The sequence below is a fragment of the Oligella sp. HMSC09E12 genome (assembly GCF_001808505.1).
Taxonomy (GTDB): domain Bacteria; phylum Pseudomonadota; class Gammaproteobacteria; order Burkholderiales; family Burkholderiaceae_B; genus Oligella; species Oligella urethralis.
In genome coordinates, this window is sequence record NZ_KV793568.1 from 75,260 (window position 1) to 94,573 (window position 19,314).

The 19,314-nt window shown below is 46.6% G+C and carries 13 protein-coding genes and 2 pseudogenes; 1 reads left to right on the forward strand and 14 read right to left on the reverse strand.

Annotation, left to right across the window (positions count from 1 at the left end):
- Positions 1-73 precede the first annotated feature (73 nt).
- The 7 genes and pseudogenes from HMPREF3179_RS04510 to HMPREF3179_RS04535 form a co-directional block, all read right to left on the reverse strand.
- Positions 74-1,615, reverse strand: coding sequence for a type I restriction-modification system subunit M (locus tag HMPREF3179_RS04510; RefSeq protein ID WP_070469853.1), 1,542 nt, complete (start codon positions 1,613-1,615; stop codon positions 74-76).
- 594 nt (positions 1,616-2,209) lie between these two features.
- A complete protein-coding gene (locus tag HMPREF3179_RS04515) occupies positions 2,210-3,676 on the reverse strand; it encodes a SulP family inorganic anion transporter (protein ID WP_070469854.1) in 1,467 nt (488 codons plus the stop codon).
- A 524-nt stretch (positions 3,677-4,200) separates the two neighbouring features.
- Positions 4,201-5,448 (reverse strand): amidohydrolase family protein, encoded by a 1,248-nt coding sequence (locus tag HMPREF3179_RS04520; protein WP_018026551.1) that lies wholly within the window; start codon positions 5,446-5,448, stop codon positions 4,201-4,203.
- A 33-nt stretch (positions 5,449-5,481) separates the two neighbouring features.
- The gene (locus tag HMPREF3179_RS04525) at positions 5,482-6,669 is read right to left on the reverse strand and encodes an MFS transporter (protein WP_048768686.1); all 1,188 of its coding nucleotides are present in this window, start codon (positions 6,667-6,669) and stop codon (positions 5,482-5,484) included.
- Positions 6,670-6,942: 273 nt separating this feature from the next.
- Positions 6,943-7,020: pseudogene (locus HMPREF3179_RS12655) on the reverse strand (SEC-C metal-binding domain-containing protein); the annotation flags it as partial.
- Between the two features lie 137 nt (positions 7,021-7,157).
- Positions 7,158-9,696: pseudogene (gene secA, locus HMPREF3179_RS04530) on the reverse strand (preprotein translocase subunit SecA); the annotation flags it as partial.
- A gap of 155 nt (positions 9,697-9,851) precedes the next feature.
- Positions 9,852-10,835 (reverse strand): M23 family metallopeptidase, encoded by a 984-nt coding sequence (locus HMPREF3179_RS04535; protein WP_070469856.1) that lies wholly within the window; start codon positions 10,833-10,835, stop codon positions 9,852-9,854.
- A 15-nt stretch (positions 10,836-10,850) separates the two neighbouring features.
- Between HMPREF3179_RS04535 and HMPREF3179_RS04540 the strand changes: the two genes are divergently transcribed.
- Positions 10,851-11,177 carry a DciA family protein gene (locus HMPREF3179_RS04540; protein WP_070469857.1) on the forward strand — a complete coding sequence of 109 codons (327 nt, stop codon included), beginning with the start codon at positions 10,851-10,853 and terminating at the stop codon, positions 11,175-11,177.
- Positions 11,178-11,198: 21 nt separating this feature from the next.
- Here the strand turns inward: HMPREF3179_RS04540 and lpxC are convergent, their stop codons facing one another.
- From lpxC to murG, 7 genes are all read right to left on the reverse strand, one after another.
- Entirely contained in the window at positions 11,199-12,122 is a 924-nt protein-coding gene (gene lpxC, locus HMPREF3179_RS04545) for a UDP-3-O-acyl-N-acetylglucosamine deacetylase (protein WP_048768677.1), read from the reverse strand.
- A gap of 271 nt (positions 12,123-12,393) precedes the next feature.
- Complete coding sequence (gene ftsZ, locus HMPREF3179_RS04550; RefSeq protein ID WP_070469858.1) at positions 12,394-13,629, reverse strand: cell division protein FtsZ; 1,236 nt, start codon at positions 13,627-13,629, stop codon at positions 12,394-12,396.
- A gap of 122 nt (positions 13,630-13,751) precedes the next feature.
- Complete coding sequence (ftsA, locus tag HMPREF3179_RS04555; protein ID WP_018026544.1) at positions 13,752-14,966, reverse strand: cell division protein FtsA; 1,215 nt, start codon at positions 14,964-14,966, stop codon at positions 13,752-13,754.
- A gap of 16 nt (positions 14,967-14,982) precedes the next feature.
- A complete protein-coding gene (locus tag HMPREF3179_RS04560) occupies positions 14,983-15,786 on the reverse strand; it encodes a cell division protein FtsQ/DivIB (protein WP_083290691.1) in 804 nt (267 codons plus the stop codon).
- A 38-nt stretch (positions 15,787-15,824) separates the two neighbouring features.
- Positions 15,825-16,775: a D-alanine--D-alanine ligase gene (locus HMPREF3179_RS04565; RefSeq protein ID WP_018026542.1), complete on the reverse strand. Its 951-nt coding sequence runs from the start codon at positions 16,773-16,775 to the stop codon at positions 15,825-15,827.
- Entirely contained in the window at positions 16,768-18,189 is a 1,422-nt protein-coding gene (gene murC / locus HMPREF3179_RS04570; protein WP_070469859.1) for a UDP-N-acetylmuramate--L-alanine ligase, read from the reverse strand. The genes HMPREF3179_RS04565 and murC overlap by 8 nt, the downstream gene beginning before the upstream one ends.
- A 1-nt stretch (position 18,190) precedes the next feature.
- Positions 18,191-19,258: an undecaprenyldiphospho-muramoylpentapeptide beta-N-acetylglucosaminyltransferase gene (gene murG, locus HMPREF3179_RS04575; protein WP_181778525.1), complete on the reverse strand. Its 1,068-nt coding sequence runs from the start codon at positions 19,256-19,258 to the stop codon at positions 18,191-18,193.
- Positions 19,259-19,314 lie beyond the last annotated feature (56 nt).

Here is a 19,314-nt window from a genome sequence, read left to right on the forward strand (position 1 = left end):
CTTGATATTCAGCTGCTTTGGTAGAAAAATCGGAAATCCCGATTTTTCTCCATGGTGTATAAAAATATTTCGCTTAGGCTTCAATCTCTTGGATAACCGCATCGATCTCAGCACGTAACTGCTCGATCCTTTTCACCGTCACTTCAATCTCTGCATTTAGCTCAGTAATATTAATTACCTCGCGCGTATCCTTTGCCTCGACATAGCTACTGACAGATAACACGTAGTCATTCTGAGCAATGACTTCGTTGTCCACGCTCTGTGCAAAATGAGGAATATCCTCTTTACTATCAAAGACGGCCATTATCTTTTGAATATGCTCATCTAACAGCACATTATTATTCGTGACCTTATGAAATAATTCACTGGCATCAATAAACTGTGTTTTGGTGGTGCTTTTATTTTTTGCTAGCATTAGGATCGTCACCGCAATGGAGGTACCAAAGAACAAGTTCGGCGCCATCGAAATCACGGTTTCTACATAGTTATGATCAACTAAATATTGACGAATTTGTTTTTCGGCCCCACCCCGGTAAAACACACCGGGAAAGCACACAATAGCAGCCCGGCCCTTACTGGATAGATAGTTCAAGCTATGCATAATAAAGGCTAAATCCGCCTTAGACTTGGGCGCTAGCACCCCAGCTGGCGCAAAGCGCTCATCATTAATTAAGGTCGGATCATCCGTGCCTGGCCACTTAACTGAATAAGGTGGATTCGAGACAATCGCATCAAAGGGTCTATCATCCTTAAACCGCGGTTTTAATAAGGTATCACCACGCTCAATATGAAACTTATCGTAGTTAACATTATGCAAGAACATATTCATACGAGCTAAGTTATAGGTCGTGTGATTAGTTTCCTGACCGAAAAAGCCCTCTTCAATATTACTCACATCAAAATACTTTTGCGCTTGCAGTAGCAATGATCCTGAGCCGCAGGCCGGGTCATAGATTTTATTGACTGAAGTCTGACCATGCAGTGCTAACTTAGCGATAAGCTTAGAAACACTTTGTGGGGTAAAAAATTCGCCCCCAGACTTACCTGCATTAGCTGCATAATTAGAAATCAAAAACTCATAAGCATCACCGAAGAGATCGATCTGGTTCTCTTCAAAATCACCAAAATCCAGTTCTGCCACCCCTTTTAATACCGCCGCTAGACGTTTATTTTTCTCGGCAACCGTATTACCCAGACGGCTACTACCCGTATCAAAATCCGCAAAGAGCCCTTTAATATCGTTTTCTGACTCAAAGCCATTGGCTGAATTTTCAATGGCAGCAAAAATATTGGCCAAATCGATATTAAGATTTTCATTTTTATGCGCATCTTTGACCACATTTTGAAAGAGCTGACTAGGGTAAATAAAGTAACCCTTTACACGAATACAATCCTCAATGAGCTCCTTAGTCATCACCTCATCTGATAGGGCTGCATAATTGACACTCTCATCACCTGCTTCAATAAAGCGAGCAAAATTCTCACTCATAAAGCGATAGAATAATGTCCCCAAAACATATTGCTTAAAGTCCCAACCATCGACGGAACCTCGAACATCATTGGCGATCTGCCAAATGCGGCGATGTAACTCTTCTCTTTGCTGTGTACTCGTCATAATTATCTCAATGCGGTGTTAATGGTTATCTTTATTTCATTTATTAACTGCAATTATAGTTTAAGCTTTCACATTTAGCCCCATCCGTAAGCTTATCAAATAGAATGTAGTTTGCGCCCCTTTACTTACATAGAACCGTCAAGACACAATTTTGCGACGGTTCATGCAAGTAAATGATAATAGCTATTAACTCAACGAAAAGCATGGTGCAGAGGCTGAACATTCACAGCCGAGCCATGTCGATAGCATTGAGGCACTCACAGACAAGCTGCGCAAGCAACTGTATGAGACAGCCTTAGCCGCTAAGCTTGAGGCTCATCTTAGCTAACTTTTCCTCTTCTGAGTCACCGAGTTTAAAAAGATAGGAATAGCCCCAGTGCGCTGTAACGGGATGAGCCGGACAAATAGGGCAGACCTCACCGGCTGCTATACACGTAATGCAAAGGGGATACCCGAAGCTCATTCATAACTTCTTCGTTGATCAGTGTTTAAAGATATCAGCTATTTCAATAATGCGAATATAGTGGAAATGCTATCAATGGCTACAAAAAAGCCTGATCTATAAAATCAGGCTCTTTCTTTAAAATAAATGACTTAACGAGATACCGCTAATAATTTTTTAGGCTCGTTTGCCAGTTGTAAAATAATACGACGGGACTGCTTATTCAGACCAATAAAGTAAACCTTCACCCCTTTATGACTCAACTTGGTGTGCACCCTCTCTAAAGCCTCAACTGCTGTTAAATCCCAAATATGCGCCTCAGACAAATCAATGTGTATTGACTCGATAGGCTCATTTAAATCTAGACTATCAACAAACTGTCCTGCTGACGCAAAAAACAGCTGCCCTTTAGCTTTATAAATACGGCACGTCCCATCCTCGGAAAGATAATTATGCACACATAATATATCCACTACTTTGTGCGCAAAAAAGATGGCTGATAACAACACGCCTACTAGGACGCCTTTTGCTAGATCATGCGACCACACAGTCACGACTACTGTAGCGATCATTACGACACTAGAGCTTCTGGGGTGTACCACCAGATTTTTAACGGACTGCCAATCAAAGGTACTAATCGAAACCATAATCATGACAGCAACCACTGCAGCCATAGGAATCTGGCTAACCCAATCGCCTAAAAACACAATCAAAATCAGTAGAAAAACACCAGCACATAAGGTAGATAAACGACCTCGACCACCCGCTTTCACATTAATCACCGACTGCCCAATCATGGCACAGCCTGCCATCCCACCCAAAAAACCTGTAGCCACGTTTGCTATACCTTGGCCCATACTTTCACGGTTCTTATTACTTGGGGTATCTGTCATGTCATCAACGATGGAAGCGGTCATCAACGACTCTAATAAGCCCACTACCGCTAAGGTCAAGGAGTAAGGAAAGATGATCTGTAAGGTTTCTAAAGTAAAAGGAATATCGGGAATAAGAAAAATAGGTAGCGTATTTGGCAACTCTCCCATATCTCCAACTGTGCGCACATCAATGCCAAACCACATCGTTATAGCCGTTAACGCCACAATCGTCACCAAAGGCGAGGGAAGCACAGTCGTGATACGCGGTAGTAGATAGATAATAGCCAAACCGGAGGCAGTCAATGCATAGACATGCCAAGTGACATTCCTTAACTCAGGCAGCTGAGCTAAGAAAATAAGAATAGCGAGAGCATTCACAAAGCCAGTGACCACAGACTTAGACACAAAACGCATCAAAGCACCCAGTTTAATCATACCTGCTACGATTTGAATTAAGCCTGCCAAAATGGTAGCCGCTAACAGATACTGCAGACCATGGTCTTTAACTAAAGACACAATTACCAACGCCATCGCTCCAGTCGCAGCCGAAATCATGCCTGGGCGGCCACCTACAAACGCAATAATGGTGGCGATACTAAAAGAGGCATACAAGCCCACTTTAGGATCTACACCAGCAATAATAGAAAAAGCGATGGCCTCAGGGATGAGCGCCAAGGCAACTAAGAGCCCCGAGATCACATCTCGACGCGCATTATAAAACCACGTGGAATATAAATTAGACATGCAGAAATCCAATTCTGCACAGCAGGCAGCTTGAGCGAACAGCAAGGAAAAATAAAGACGCCATGAGCTACCCACTGTGCTTTATTAAACAACAGAAAAACAAAGCAAAAAAGGAGGTAGCGATAAGTTACATGGGTATAAAGGCAAAAATATTTAATATTGATTAAGCCAAAGTATAACATCTTTCAGCCTAGCCCTCCAGACGCCCCTGATTTACCCCTGGACGAGCCAAGAAGACTAAACTGCTCCCTTATCGCTAGTGGTTTCATAGCTAACAAGCTTAATACCAACTGAGAACAAGCGCTAACTCGATGCTAAGCGCCGCTTGGCAGTTCAAAATGCGCAATAAAGCCGCTCGTGACATGGATGATTTTCAGCGCTTGCTGTTACTAAGGTCTCTCAAGTAAATTTGACACCCCATGAAGACGGGCGCGGTGATGCGCTCCAAGACGAGCAGCGTGATACATTGCGATCACGATAAATTAAAGGGTGTAGCCAAGACATCGCTACACCCTATTTTCTTCCTACAACTTAAACTCAACCTCAAACGCTTGCGGCTTTTTCTTAAAGAGGAAGTCGCCATTGCGCACGGACATGACCACATCCACACGGCGGCGAATGGCATCAAAGACTGTCTTCTCATCTAAGACAATGAAGTTCGCAGCCTTACCCTCGTCTAGACCATATTCATCCTGAATATTCAGACATCTTGCCCCATTATAAGTAATCAGATCAAAGGCATTTTCTAGCTCCTCAGGACTGGCGTACTGACTGAGGTGGATACCGTTATCCAAAATATTCATCAAGTTGCCATTACCTAATGGGTACCATGGATCATTGATGGAGTCTTGACCAAAGGCCACGTTAATATTCATATGCATAAATTCCTTAACCCGAGTAAGACCGCGACGCTTCGGATAGGTGTCCTGACGACCCTGTAAGTAGGCGTTTTCAGTCGGTAGGGAAACGAAATTCATTTTACTCTTCATAAAGAGGTCAAACATACGGAAGGCATAGGCATCATCCGCTGAGCCAAAAGAACAGGTATGACTCGCAGAAGTACGCACACCATATTCCTCCATGAGGACTAAAGCATTCAGTAGCTCCACAAAGCGTGCATTCGGATCATCGATCTCATCACAGTGGACATCAATCAAACGGTCGTATTTCAGCGCTAACTCCACCGTATCATGGACCGACTTCTCACCAAACTCACGTGCAGGCTCATAGTGAGGGATGCCACCCACCACCTCGGCACCCATTTTTAATGCCTCTTCGACTAAGTCACGACCACCTTTGTAAGTGTACATACCATTTTGCGGAAAGGCCACAATCTGGATATAGACCTTATCGGCTAACTCCTCTTTTAGCTCCATCAAAGCCTTGAAACCCGTAAACTTCGGATCAGTGACATCCGCATGGGTACGAATATGCTGCACCCCTTGTGATACCTCGTCATAAATCGCCTTGCGGGCAAGCGCCTTAACACTTTCTTTGCTCATCGTCGCTTTGTATTTAGGCCAATTCTCAATGGCCTCAAACAGCGTGCCTGTCTTGGCCCCAATACCCTCCATCTCACCCACGGTATAGGCATAATCCAAGTGAATATGTGAATCAACATAGGGAGGTAAAACCAGTTTACCCTCTAAATCAATGACCTCCTTGGCATCGGGTAAATGATTGCCAATGGCTTTAAACTTACCGTCCTCAATTAAAATTTCTTTGGCATCGGGTTGACGATAAATTGTCGCATTAATAAATTTCTTAGTCATTTTAAACTCCTATTTTCAATCAGGGTAAAGCTACTACTGCTCACCTAAGGTACCTTTGGAGATAAAGGAAATCATCGTGGCTGCAGCTAATAAAATCACGGCCAACATCACCACCGCCATGATATTTGCATGAGCTAATAAAAAACCACCAAAGGAAGTCGCTAATAGAATCGAAAAATTAAACATACTACTTTGCACACTGGTGGCAATGGCTTTGGCACTTTCACTATGACTTGCCACTGCGGTTTGTAACATAGTCACCAGCGGCCCAAAGGAAATGCCCCATAAGAAAAAAGCGATATAAGCTGCCAGATAATAATGAGCGATAAAATACAGCATGCCCAAACCCAGCGCCCCTAACAAGAACATCAAGCTGGTAAATCGACGTAAACTCGTATCGGTAAAGCGCATTGCCAACATAATGGAGATAAAGGAGCCAATACCAAATAACAGCAAGGCCGTTTCAATACCGCCAGGCACATTGACCCTGTCCACTAGCTGCGTGATATAGGTGTACACCGCATAATGCGCCATCACCCCAAGCAAAGTAAGCAATAAAATATTCAGCACATGCTTATTTTTTAAAAGGCTTAAGGGATTATTTTCTTGAGTGACTTGCTCACCCGGCACCGACGGTAGGAAGAAAAAGGCCAACACCATAATCCCCACAATCAGCGCACCCAATGCAAAAAACTCAATGCGCCAACCCCAACTGGTACCAATCCATGTCATCAAGGGCATGCCAAAGCTCACCCCAAGGGTGGTGCCCGCCATAATGATGGCAATGGCCATCCCATGATGATTGGACGATACGATCTTCATCCCATAGGCGGTAATCATGGCCCAAAGAATACCCGCCATGGCACCCCCAATAAGACGCATCGCAAGGGTCAACAGATAGGAACTAGAAAAGCCCACCACAATATTGGATAAGGCAAAACCAAATAATAACCACAGCAATAATGGCTTACGATTAAAGCGCATCGTCGCCGTTACTAATGGTACCGCCACAATGGCACTCGCTAAGGCATAGAGCCCGATCATCTGACCGGCACTTTCAACCGAAATAGCCAAACCCTCACTGATATGATCCAACACACCAGCGGGCATCATCTCTGACAAAATCGCAATGAAGGTCACGCTAGACATCAGCACCAACATCAATAAGGTGGCGATGCTTAGCTTTTCTTGAGCCTGCACTGAGCACTTAAGATCACTCATGAATTCCTCCAAATAGTTAAATCGAGACTAGAGGACACACTATGCTTTAGCAATGACTACGCTAAATAACGACAAGAACAAATCAATTGATATGAGGAAGAAAAACAATTGAGGGCATAAGCCATTGATAAGCCGATAAGACTGCACCTCTATCTTTTATTCTATAGAGAGAATCAGATAAAAAACTTGAGATAGATCAAAAGATTCATCAAAAAAGCTCACTAATCCTCATGAACTAGTGAGCTTTTATACGGGACAAATTTATCGCTAAAACTAGCTTAACTTGCCATGGCAGTGCTTGTACTTCTTGCCACTACCGCATGGGCATGGATCATTACGACCTACATGCTTCATCATATTTTTAACCGTGATACCGCCAGCGGACACATCACCCTCCTCAGAGACAGTGACGCCGTCAGCGCTATCCTCAGCGCCATCGGCCTGAGGATGGTGGTACTGCATATTTTTCACTGATGACTGCTGTTGCTGTGCCTCAGCCACCTGCTCAGGTGCTTGAATTTGAACCGTCATCAAGATCTTCACGGCTTCATCACGAATACGATCCAACATATGGGAGAACAGAGCAAATGCCTCTTTTTTGTACTCTTGCTTAGGATCGCGTTGCGCGTAACCACGTAAATGGATCCCCTGACGCAAATGCTCAAGTGCCGATAAATGCTCGCGCCAGCTAGCATCCATGCGATCCAATAGCACCGAACGCTCAAACTGCGCCCATGACTGCTCGCCCACCAAGTCAATTTTCTCCTGGTTATGCTTATCAGCCGCTTCAAGCACGCGTTCCAAAATTCCCTCATCGTCTAAATTGCTATCTTCAGCAAGCCATTGACTCACAGGGACCTCTAACTTCCACTCGCTAGCTAAGACATTTTCCAAGGCTGGAATATCCCACTGCTCCTCCATTGACTCAGCAGGCACGTATTGGTGCACCACCTCAGCCATGGCGTCATGACGCATGTTAGCGAGAATATCCGTTAATGAGGCAGACTCTAATACCTCATTACGTTGACCATAAATCACCTTACGCTGATCATTGGCCACATCATCAAACTCAAGTAATTGCTTACGAATATCAAAGTTGCGACTCTCTACCTTGCGCTGAGCAGACTCAATGGAGCGGGTTACCATTTTGGCTTCAATCGGCTCGCCATCAACACCGAGTCGCTCCATGATGGCACGTACGCGCTCACCCGCAAAAATACGCATCAGAGGATCATCCAAGCTTAAATAAAAACGCGATGAGCCTGGGTCACCCTGACGCCCCGCACGACCACGCAACTGATTATCAATACGTCGTGATTCATGTCGTTCAGTACCGATAATACGTAGACCGCCGGCCTCCTTAACCTGTTGGTTAATCGGCGCCCACGCCTCGCGAATCTCCTTGATACGAGATGCTTTTTGTTCCGCAGTAAGCGAATCGTCGGCCATCACCAGATTAATACTTTTCTCAATGCTGCCGCCCAACACAATATCGGTACCACGACCTGCCATATTGGTGGCAATGGTAATGGCGCCTGGCTTACCCGCTTCGGCGACAATTTCTGCCTCACGTGCGTGCTGCTTAGCATTTAATACATCGTGCGGTAAACCCTCTTTTTTCAGAAGATTCGATAATAACTCAGAGTTTTCAATGCTGGTGGTACCGACCAAGACGGGTTGCTTACGCTCGTAGCAATCACGTACGTCCTTAATGATAGCGGCAAACTTCTGCTCATCATTCTTGAAAATCTGATCGTTCTGATCCTCACGAATCATCGGTAAATTGGTCGGAATAATGACCGTCTCTAAACCGTAAATCTGCTGGAACTCATAGGCCTCAGTATCTGCCGTACCGGTCATACCACCCAACTTCTCGTACATCCGGAAGTAGTTCTGGAACGTAATAGAGGCTAAGGTTTGGTTTTCATTTTGAATCTGAACTTTTTCTTTGGCTTCAACCGCTTGGTGTAAACCGTCTGACCAGCGTCGACCCTGCATAAAGCGGCCGGTGAACTCGTCAACAATCACAACCTCACCATCCTGCACCACATAGTGCTGATCGCGGTGGAAAAGATTATGCGCCCTTAAGGCCACCATCAAATGATGCACTAAGCTGATATTGCGCGGATCGTATAATGACTGCCCCTCAGGCAAAATATTCAGTTGACGTAAGATGTTCTCCGCCTTTTCATGACCCGCTTCGGATAAATGAATTTGTTGTGCTTTTTCATCAACCCAGAAATCACCCTCGGGCTCCGGCTCATCCGGACGTGGCTCATGGGCCATGCGCGTCATCATCGCTGGCACCGCATCCATTTTTTGGTAAAGCTCAGTATTGTCCTCAGCTTGACCTGAAATAATTAATGGGGTGCGCGCCTCGTCAATGAGAATCGAGTCGACCTCATCCACAATCGCATAATACAACTTGCGCTGACGACGGTCCTCAACCCGATACTCCATGTTGTCACGTAAGTAATCAAAGCCGAACTCATTATTAGTACCGTAGGTAATATCAGCGCGATAGGCGGCAATTTTTTCAGGGTTGCTCTGATTCGAAGCAACCACACCCACACTTAAGCCTAAAAAATTATATAGGCGACCATTATTGCGAGCATCACGCGCCGCTAAGTATTCGTTAACCGTAACAACATGCACCCCCTCACCGGCTAGGGCATTTAAATACACCGCCAAGGTAGACATCAAAGTCTTACCCTCACCGGTACGCATCTCGGCAATCTTACCCTGGTGGAGTGCTAAACCACCGATTAACTGCACATCAAAATGGCGCATCCCCAACACACGTACGGAGGCCTCGCGCACTACCGCAAATGCCCCAGGCAAAATATCATCTAAGCTCTGACCACCCGCTAATCGCTCTTTAAACTCGGTGGTTTTAGCGGCTAACTGCTCATCACTCAAAGCCTGCATCTCAGGCTCTAGTTTATTAATTTTGGCTACGATTTTTCGGTATTGCTTGAGTAGTCGATCATTACGGCTACCGATGATTTTTTTAATAATGGAAATCATATTGTTAATAGTGTGAATATTAAAAAGACCGACTTCGACCCCAAGTGATGAAGCGGTATTGCCCTACAGTTTAACCTATCAGCCTGTGTATTTGAGGCTAAGTTTGTAGATATCAAGATATTGCCGTGGCTTTTTATCAAAAAGCAATTGTGCACTTATTCTTGACTTAGTAACTTCAGTGTATCTAAGAAAGAACTGCCGGCACCTAGCTTGACTTGCGAGAGATCCTTACCTAAGACCAGTATGGGATCGATGGGTACCCCATCCACTCGCACCTCAAAGTGTAAATGCGCGCCGGTCGAATTACCGGTATTACCAATGCGTGCAATCAGTTGACGACGCGTCACCAAATCACCCGCTTCCACCAGATTTTCGCTATTGTGCTCATATCCCGTACTGACACCCGAGCCGTGATCAATCTCAACTAAATTACCATAACCAGAGACATAGCTTGACCTCGCCACCACCCCGCTACTGGCCGCATAAATCGGTGTGCCCTTAGGCGCTGCAAAATCCACCCCGGCATGCAATCGCGACTCACCACTTCCGGGATGTAAGCGCCAACCAAACGGCGAGGTCATACGCGCCTGCAGCATCGATACTGGTATCCCAGTGGGCACCCTATCTAAGGCAATTTGACGGCTTTGCATTAAAACATCGAAGGTACGTACACGATTTAGCTGCAAATTAAGCTTTTGCTTAAGCAGATCAAGCTCACGACCGATTATCTCACCGGAGTAACCGCCCTCATCAATAAACTCCTCCATCGGTTTCGCATCCTCGCTTAAACTCGGCTGCGCAAAAGTATTGCCACCAATGCCGAGGTTTATGGCGCTATCACTACTTAGGCGATTAGTCAGTCGGGTGATGTCTTCTAGCATAATTTTAGCTTCAGCTAATTGCTGCGCCAGTTGTGCCAAGCTTTGTTCAATCAAATGTTGTTGAGCGGGGTTTTGCTGTACACTAGAGATATCCCTCGTGGCCTCAACAGTCCCTTTTGTCTGCTGATAGCCAAAGCGGCGCTCTAGCAAAGCACCTGACACCAGGGCAATAAAGACACACAAGACGGTGATGCTAAATGACCAAACCTTTTGCGTTTTTTGTTTGGCTCGTCGAGGTGATACAAATTTTTTAGCCAAAGCTACATCCTTAGTATGAAATCACATCGTAATTATCGTCAACCGCCCAACTTTCACACCGCTATTGAGTGGTTAGAACAAGAGCAAGCAACGGGCGAGGTTCTACAACGGGCACGTACGATTTTAAAGCTACAACCGCTGTTAGTCAGTGTCTTAGGCACTGAACTAACAAAGCAGTGTTTGATTATTAATTATACAGGTGGCACGCTACGATTAGCAGTCGCTAACAATGCTTGTGCCGCAAAAATTAAGCAACTCGCCCCGAGCATGATGCGCCATCTTAATAAGCACGGCCTAGCATTGCAAAATGTAGAGTTAAAGGTGATAAGAAGTACCACCTAGACTTGTGAGCGACGTGTTCAACTAGGCAAGCTGCCAATCACGACCAAAACCTGCGGCCTTGGCGACCTCAGCTTCGTAGGTCACAACTTCATAGGCATCAGGCTGTGCCAATAAGGCACGTACTAGTTTATTGTTCAGATCATGGCCCGACTTACACGCTACATATTTAGCGAGCAAGGGCTTACCGGCCAAATACAAATCACCGATCGCATCTAGGATTTTGTGTTTAACAAACTCATCGTCATAGCGCAGACCGTCTTCATTGAGAATACGATATTCATCCAGCACGATCACATTGTCTAAACTACCACCACGACCTAAACCGGCTGAGCGCAATAACTCAACCTCTTGGGCAAAACCAAAGGTACGGGCACGCGCAATGTCTTTGCTAAAAGAATCTACCGCAAAATCCACCTCAGCAAAATTTGCCGTGGAGGCAATGGCTGGATGCTTAAAATCAATAGAGAAAGCTAAAGCAAAGCCTGGATAAGGCTCAAGACGCGCCCATTTGGCGCTATCACCCTCACCCTCAATCACTTCTACCACTCGCTTGAGACGAATAAATTGCTTAGGCGCATCCTGCTCAACAATGCCGGCAGAGCGTATCAAATACACAAAGGTTGCCGCACTACCGTCCATAATCGGCACTTCTTCACCACTTAGGTCAACATGCAGATTATCAATACCTAATCCGGCAAGTGCAGACATCAGATGCTCAACCGTGGAAACACGGTATTCACCATTGACAAGAACTGAGGCCATGCGTGTGTTACCGACGTTTTCCGCAAAGGCAGGAAAATCAATCATCTCGGGCGTATCAATACGGTGAAAAACAATCCCCGTATTAGGCTCTGCAGGGCGCAAAGTCAGCTCAACGCGCTGACCAGAGTGTACGCCAACACCTATGGTTGAGACCGCCTTTTGTATCGTTCTTTGTTTTAACATGGCAAGTTTCCATCAAATCTATTGCAATCAATTCTTATTTACCAGGCATTTTAACCTAAGTAAATACCCTAGCCGCGTCTAAAATTTAGATTTTACTAACTAAACGAATTGACATATTTTTGTAACAAAAAAAGCCAATACCTATGATTAGACAGTATTGGCTCGCTAAGGTGTCACGCACACTTAATTAAAGTGATGAGCATTAACTGCGAGTAGCAGAAGCTAAAACAATAGCCTCTGCCCCGCTAGCAACTAAGCACAAAACTCGTAATTAATTCGCTTGCTTACGTAGGAAGGCTGGCACATCACTGTCGTTACGCTCTTCTTCCGTTAAGGAACGACGAGTAAAGCTAGGTGTGTCAGTCGAGCTCACATCACCGAAACCGACATTAAACTGAGCGCTACGTGCACTACGTGGCGTGCGAATCGGATTGAAACCGCCGCTTGCGCTACGGAAATTTTGAATCACTGCCGTGGCATCATCCGTACCGGTGCGAGCTAGCTGCTCCTCAGAGTTTTGCGCTACAATCTCAGGCTTTTTACGACCAAGACCGGTAGCAACCACAGTCACACGAATCTGATCAGCCATAGCCTCGTCATAAGCGATTCCGGAAATAATCACGGCGTCCTTATCGGCGTAACTTGTAATCACCTCGTTAATTGTACGTACTTCACGCTGAGTGATGCTCTTACTGGCGGTGATATTAATTAATACGCCACGTGCGCCATTGAGATCCACACCCTCTAATAATGGGCAAGCGATAGCTTCTTCGGCTGCCTTTTTGGCACGGTCCTCACCAGAAGCAGTAGCCGTACCCATCATCGCCTGGCCCTGCTCGCTCATAATGGTTTTCACGTCTTCGAAGTCGACGTTGATATTACCCTCAACATTAATAATTTCAGCAATACCAGCGCAAGCATTGTGTAATACATCATCGGCTTCCACAAAGCACTCTTGCATGGTGGCTTCACCGCCTAGCATCTCCTCTAAGCGATCGTTAAGCACCACAATTAATGCGTTAACATGCTCAGACAAACTCTCAATACCCGCTTCAGCTGCGTTCATGCGGCGATTACCCTCGTAACCAAAAGGCTTTGAAACCACACCCACCGTCAGAATGCCAAGTTCACGGGCAATTTGTGCTACTACTGGACTTGCGCCAGTACCAGTACCACCACCCATACCAGCGGTAATAAATACCATATGGGCGCCACTTAAGGCCTGACGGATTTGCTCACGTGCCGCCTCTGCTGCTGCGCGACCATTTTCAGGCTTGGCACCAGCTCCTAAACCGGTCTTACCTAAGGCAATCACTTGCTCAGCTTTGGAACTGGCGAGCGCTTGAGCGTCAGTATTAGCACTGATAAACTCAACCCCCTTAAGACCCTTGGCGATCATGTGATTGACGGCGTTGCCACCGGCACCACCCACACCAATCACCTTAATAATCGTGCCGTTTTGAGGCTGCTCCTGCTCAACGAACTTGAAACCTAAATCCATGCTCATAAAAATAACTCCTACTTCCCTATGATGAAAACATGGAAATCACCTCAAAGAAAGAGCCAATGCGTCATTCGCACTGCCTTTGAGAAATCTCCACCCGACTCCACTGCAATACCTATTCTAAACTATAAACTATTCGTAATAAAGTTCCAAAGACGTTTTAATAAACCTTCTTTGGGCATATCGCCATGTTGCGCATATTGCTGCATCCGCGAATAGCTTAATAAACCCATTGCGGTAGCAAAACGCGGCTCACAAACCACATCTGATAAGCTACCATCATATATCGGCACCCCGATACGCACTGGCACTTGGAACATATCCTCGGCCAGCTCCTGAATCCCGGGTAATAATGCCGTACCGCCGGTCAATACTAAACCGGTGATCTTATGACCAGATTCGGCAATCACATTCATCACGCCCATCAAGATTTCCTCGACTCGCGGCTCAATCACCTGAGCTAAGACGTGACGCTCCATCTCCCGAGCTTCACGGTTGCCCAAACCGATCACCTCGAAAGTTTCTAAGGTATTGACCAAACTGGCTTTAGCGGCACCGTAATTTAACTTAATGTCCTCAGCGTCCGGGGTCGGCGTACGTAACATGGTGGCAATATCATTGGTGATTTGATCACCCCCTTGAGGGAACACCGCCGTATGACGTAAGGCACCGCCATGCCAAACCGCCACATCGGTGGTGCCACTACCGATATCAACCAAGGCTACGCCTAATTCCTTTTCGTCAGCCGTCAAACACACCTGACTGGCTGCCAAGGCCTGAAATACTAATCCACGAATCTCCAGCCCACAACGGCGAATACACTTAACCACATTTTGCGTTGCGCTCTGTAAACCGGTAATAATATGTACCCGCACCTCAAGACGAATACCTGCCATACCGACCGGCTGGATAATACCCTCCTGCTTATCGAGGGTGTATTGCTGTGTAATCACATGAAGAATTTCATGATCGTTGGCGATATTCACCGCCTTGGCCGTGTCGAGCACACGGCGCACATCGGCATAGCTGACTTCCTTGTCAACCACGGCCACCATACCGCTGGAGTTAAAGCTGTTAATGTGGCTGCCGCCAATGCCGGTATAAACCTCACGAATACGAAAATCCGCCATCAGGCAAGCTTCCTCAAGTGCCTGCTGGATTGAGCCAACAATCTGCTCAATATTTACCACCACGCCCTTGCGCATGCCGCGTGAAATTGCCTGACCCACACCGATGACCTCATAGCGACCATCAGGCAAACACTCGGCGACAATAGCTACGACCGTACTCGTACCTATATCCAGGGCAACAATAACATCCTTATTGTGGTCTCGACTCATCTTTCAAATAACTCACTTATGGCTTATCGGAGGATTTAGAACCGGCTGTATCCGCAAAAGTAATTGCAAAACCCCTAGTATAGCGGAGATCGATGCGTTCTACCTGTCTTCCGTCAATTCGTTTTAACAATGCTGGCCAACTGCGTACAAAACGCTGAATGGTTTCGGCAAAGCTCATCGCCCCCATACCGTCATATGGGTTAGCAATCTCAGCCCCGGGGTCGCGCCCTATAATCACGGTGATATTATTATCCAATAAAATACGCCATGAATAACGGTCACTTAGACCCAGTTCCTTTACACTTAAACTAATAGGACTTAACCACCGCACCAACTCTGCATAACGCTGTACTACCAAGTGCTCCGAACCATCCGGTCCAAAAAACTGCGGTAAGTCATCAAGCCGATCGACTTCACCGCGATTCGCTAAATACTTTTCACCCCAGGTGTTAATCAATGCCTCGTCATTCCATAAAGCAAAGGGCTCATGCTCCTCAATCCGTAGTAATAAGCCATTTGGCCATAAACGGGTAATATCCACATGACGCACCCACGGCGATGAGCTTAAAATACGCTGCACCTTAAGCAAATCAAGTGTAAAGAAATTACCCTGCACCTGTCCATCTAATGTGCTTTGAATACTAGCTGGCGAGGCATAGGATAAAACGTCCCCCTGCTTAGGCTCCAACACAATGCGTGTGATATTAAACATCGGCAAATTCATCACCCGATAGCCTAAGGCTCCAAGCAGAATAAGCACCCCGACTACGGTTAAAAAACCGGCTATACGGTTAATAAAACGGGGATCCGAAAATATCACTAAAACACCTTGGTAAAAATAAGCTGCTGCAGTCTATTTTAACCCTTGCGACCGACTTTTAAATCAGCAGAGGCAAGAATTTTTACACATAGCTCTGGATAGGACATACCCTCAGCTTTAGCCGCCATTGGCACCAAAGAGTGACTCGTCATACCTGGTGCTGTATTAATTTCCAATAAGTACGGCTCATTCGCATGATTTAACATCACGTCCACCCGCGACCAGCCCTCACAACCAATGGTACGATAAGCTTGCACACATAGCGCTTTGATTTTTTCACTTAATTCAGCAGGTAAATCAGCTGGGCAAATATACTGCGTTTCATCGGAATGATATTTGTTATGGAAGTCATAATTCCCATCCGGTGCAATAATTTCAATAATGGGCAAGGCCTGTGCCTCTGCGCCCTTACCAAGTACAGCCACCGTCAGCTCGCGACCAACGATACACTCCTCCGCTAATAACACCTTATCGTATTGCGTTGCTTGGGCTAAGGCCTCGTCTAATTGCTCAGCATTTTCAATCTTGGTTAAGCCAATAGTTGAGCCCTCGTGGGCTGGCTTTAAAATCATCGGCAGACCGAGCTGCTTCACCGCTGCCTGCAAATCCTCAGCGTCACGCACCTCAACATACTTTGGCGTGGGGATATTTTGCTCGATAAAAAGACGTTTTGTCATGATTTTATCCATCGCAACGCCCGAGCTCATCACCCCAGGCCCCGTATAAGGCACACCCATAATCTCCAGTGCACCCTGAATGCAACCATCCTCACCGTAACGACCATGCAAAATAATAAAGACACGATCAAATTTCTGTGCTTCTAACTCGGCTAAGCTATGCTTACCCAAATCAAAGAGATGCGCATCCACGCCCTTTTCCAACAAAGCCGCATGCACACCAGCACCGGAATTCAGCGAAACCTCACGTTCGGCTGAGACGCCACCATAAATCACACCGACCCTACCTAAATTCTGCGTTGTATTAGCCATTTGCAATCTCCAAGATTTTAGCAGGTACCTTGCTGATAGAACCGGCACCCATGGTTATGACAATATCACCGCCCCGCGCAAAGGACAGAATTGCTTGTGGTAAATCCTCTATATTGGGGACAAATTGTGGCTGCACCTTACCGTCTTGAGCGATTGCCTTAGATAGTGCCTCACCACTGGCAAAGCTAATCGGCAACTCCCCTGCTGCATAGACCTCAGTTAAAATCACCTCATCGGCCTGACCGAGGACACGCACAAACTCTTCAAAGCAATCACGGGTACGACTATAGCGATGTGGCTGAAACGCTAACACCAAACGTCGATCGGGCCAACCACCGCGGACGGCGGCAATGGTCGCGGCCATCTCCACCGGATGATGCCCATAATCATCAATCACGGTAAACTTACCACCACCGTTAATGGCTTGGGCTTCAAGCTCACCAACAAAGCTAAAGCGGCGCCCCACTCCGTTAAAGTTTTTAAGTGCGGTTAGTATCGCCTCATCCTCTACTCCTAGTTCAGTCGCTAAAGCAATTGCCGCTAAGGCATTTAACACATTATGACGACCAGGCAGATTCAGCGTCACCTCGATGGGTGCCAAATGACGGCGTCGACCGCATTTTCTGTGGGCAGTGAAGTACATTTGCGCACCTTCACTACGAATATCGCTCGCTCGATAATCAGCGTCCTCATCAAAGCCGTAAGTCACAATAGGACGAGAAATAAAGGGGATAATTTTACGGACATTATCATCATCGACGCACAAAATGGCGGTACCGTAAAATGGTAAATTTTGGGTAAACTGCACAAAGGCACTACGTAAGCGCGCCACATCGTGCCCGTAGGTGTCCATATGATCCACATCGATATTGGTCACTATCGCCATCACCGGCAATAGATTTAAAAAAGATGCGTCCGACTCATCGGCCTCAACCACAATATAATCACCTTTGCCCAAATAGGCATTGGTACCGGCGGAATTTAATTTACCGCCAATCACAAAGGTAGGATCAAATTTGGCCTCTGCCAAAATACTACTAACAAAGCTGGTGGTGGTCGTTTTACCATGAGTCCCGGCCACTGCAATACCCATTTTGAGACGCATTAACTCAGCTAGCATCATGGCGCGCGAGACCACCGGAATCCCCTGTGCACGGGCGTTTAACACCTCCGGATTACCACCTGAAATATCGGTCGAGGTCACCACCACATCCGCTTCAGCGGCATCAATATTGGTCGCATTATGCTCATAAAAAATTCTTGCGCCCAGTTGCTCCAAGCGCTGCGTGACAGCACTCCGATTAATATCCGAACCACTGATCTGATAACCCTGATTAATCAAGACCTCGGCAATACCGCTCATGCCTGAGCCGCCAATACCAACCAAATGAATATTTCTAATTCTATGCTTCATTTTATTCCCTAGCCAATTGCTCACAAACATCAGCAATTGTATGCGTCGCACCGGGCAACGCCATGGCCCGTGCTTTAGACGCCATTGATAATAGTTGCGCTCGCTGCTGCGTCACTAAATACTGTGCCAACCACTCGGCAGTTAAAGCGGATTGAGCTTTTAGCTCTGCCGCACCGGCATCAGCCAACCAACGAGCATTGGCCGTTTGGTGGTCATCAATTGCCCCCGGTAAGGGCACAAACAGGGCTGGCACGCCCACGGCAGCCACTTCAGCGACTGTCATGGCACCAGCACGACAAATTAATAAATCCGCTTCTGCAAGCGCATCTGCCATATTATCAATGAATGCGACACAATTTGCCTCTACCCCGGCTTCATGATAATTATTTTTTAGTATCTCAAGATGTGCCGCACCGGACTGATGCGTCACCATCGGACGCTGTGCCACCGGTATCTGGGCCAGCGCTTGTGGAATTAAATTATTTAAAGCGAGCGCCCCCAAACTACCACCGACGACAAGCAATTTTAAGGGTCCTGAGCGATTAGCAAAGCGCGCTTCGGGTGGCGCTAGCTTTAACAGCTCAGCACGCACCGGATTACCAACCACTGTGCCATTTGCTAATGCCCTAGGAAACGCCATTAACACACGCTTAGCCAACTTAGCGATAAGCTTATTCGCACTACCAGCGACCGCATTTTGCTCATGCAGCACGATTGGCTTGCCACTTAAAAACGCCATGATACTGCCCGGCACCGCCGCATAGCCACCCATGCCTAAGACCACATCAGGCTTTGCCTTTTTAAACGCTCGGCGCGCATCAAGTAGCGCCGTCGCTAAGGTAAAAGGCAATTTAAGTAAAGCGGCCAAACCCTTGCCGCGCAAACCCGCAAAGCGCATTGGCAATAATGGAATACCGCGTGCGGGAACAAGTTCGCCCTCCATGCGCTCGGGATTACCTAACCAGTAGACCTTCCAGCCACGCTGCTCCAGCTCACCAGCCACCGCCAAACCCGGCATAATATGACCGCCAGTACCACCCGCCATGATTAGAATCGTAGGCGCTAACACCGCCGCATCTGGCGCATCAGTTGTCATCGTAACCGCTGGGTCAATTGCTTCACTCA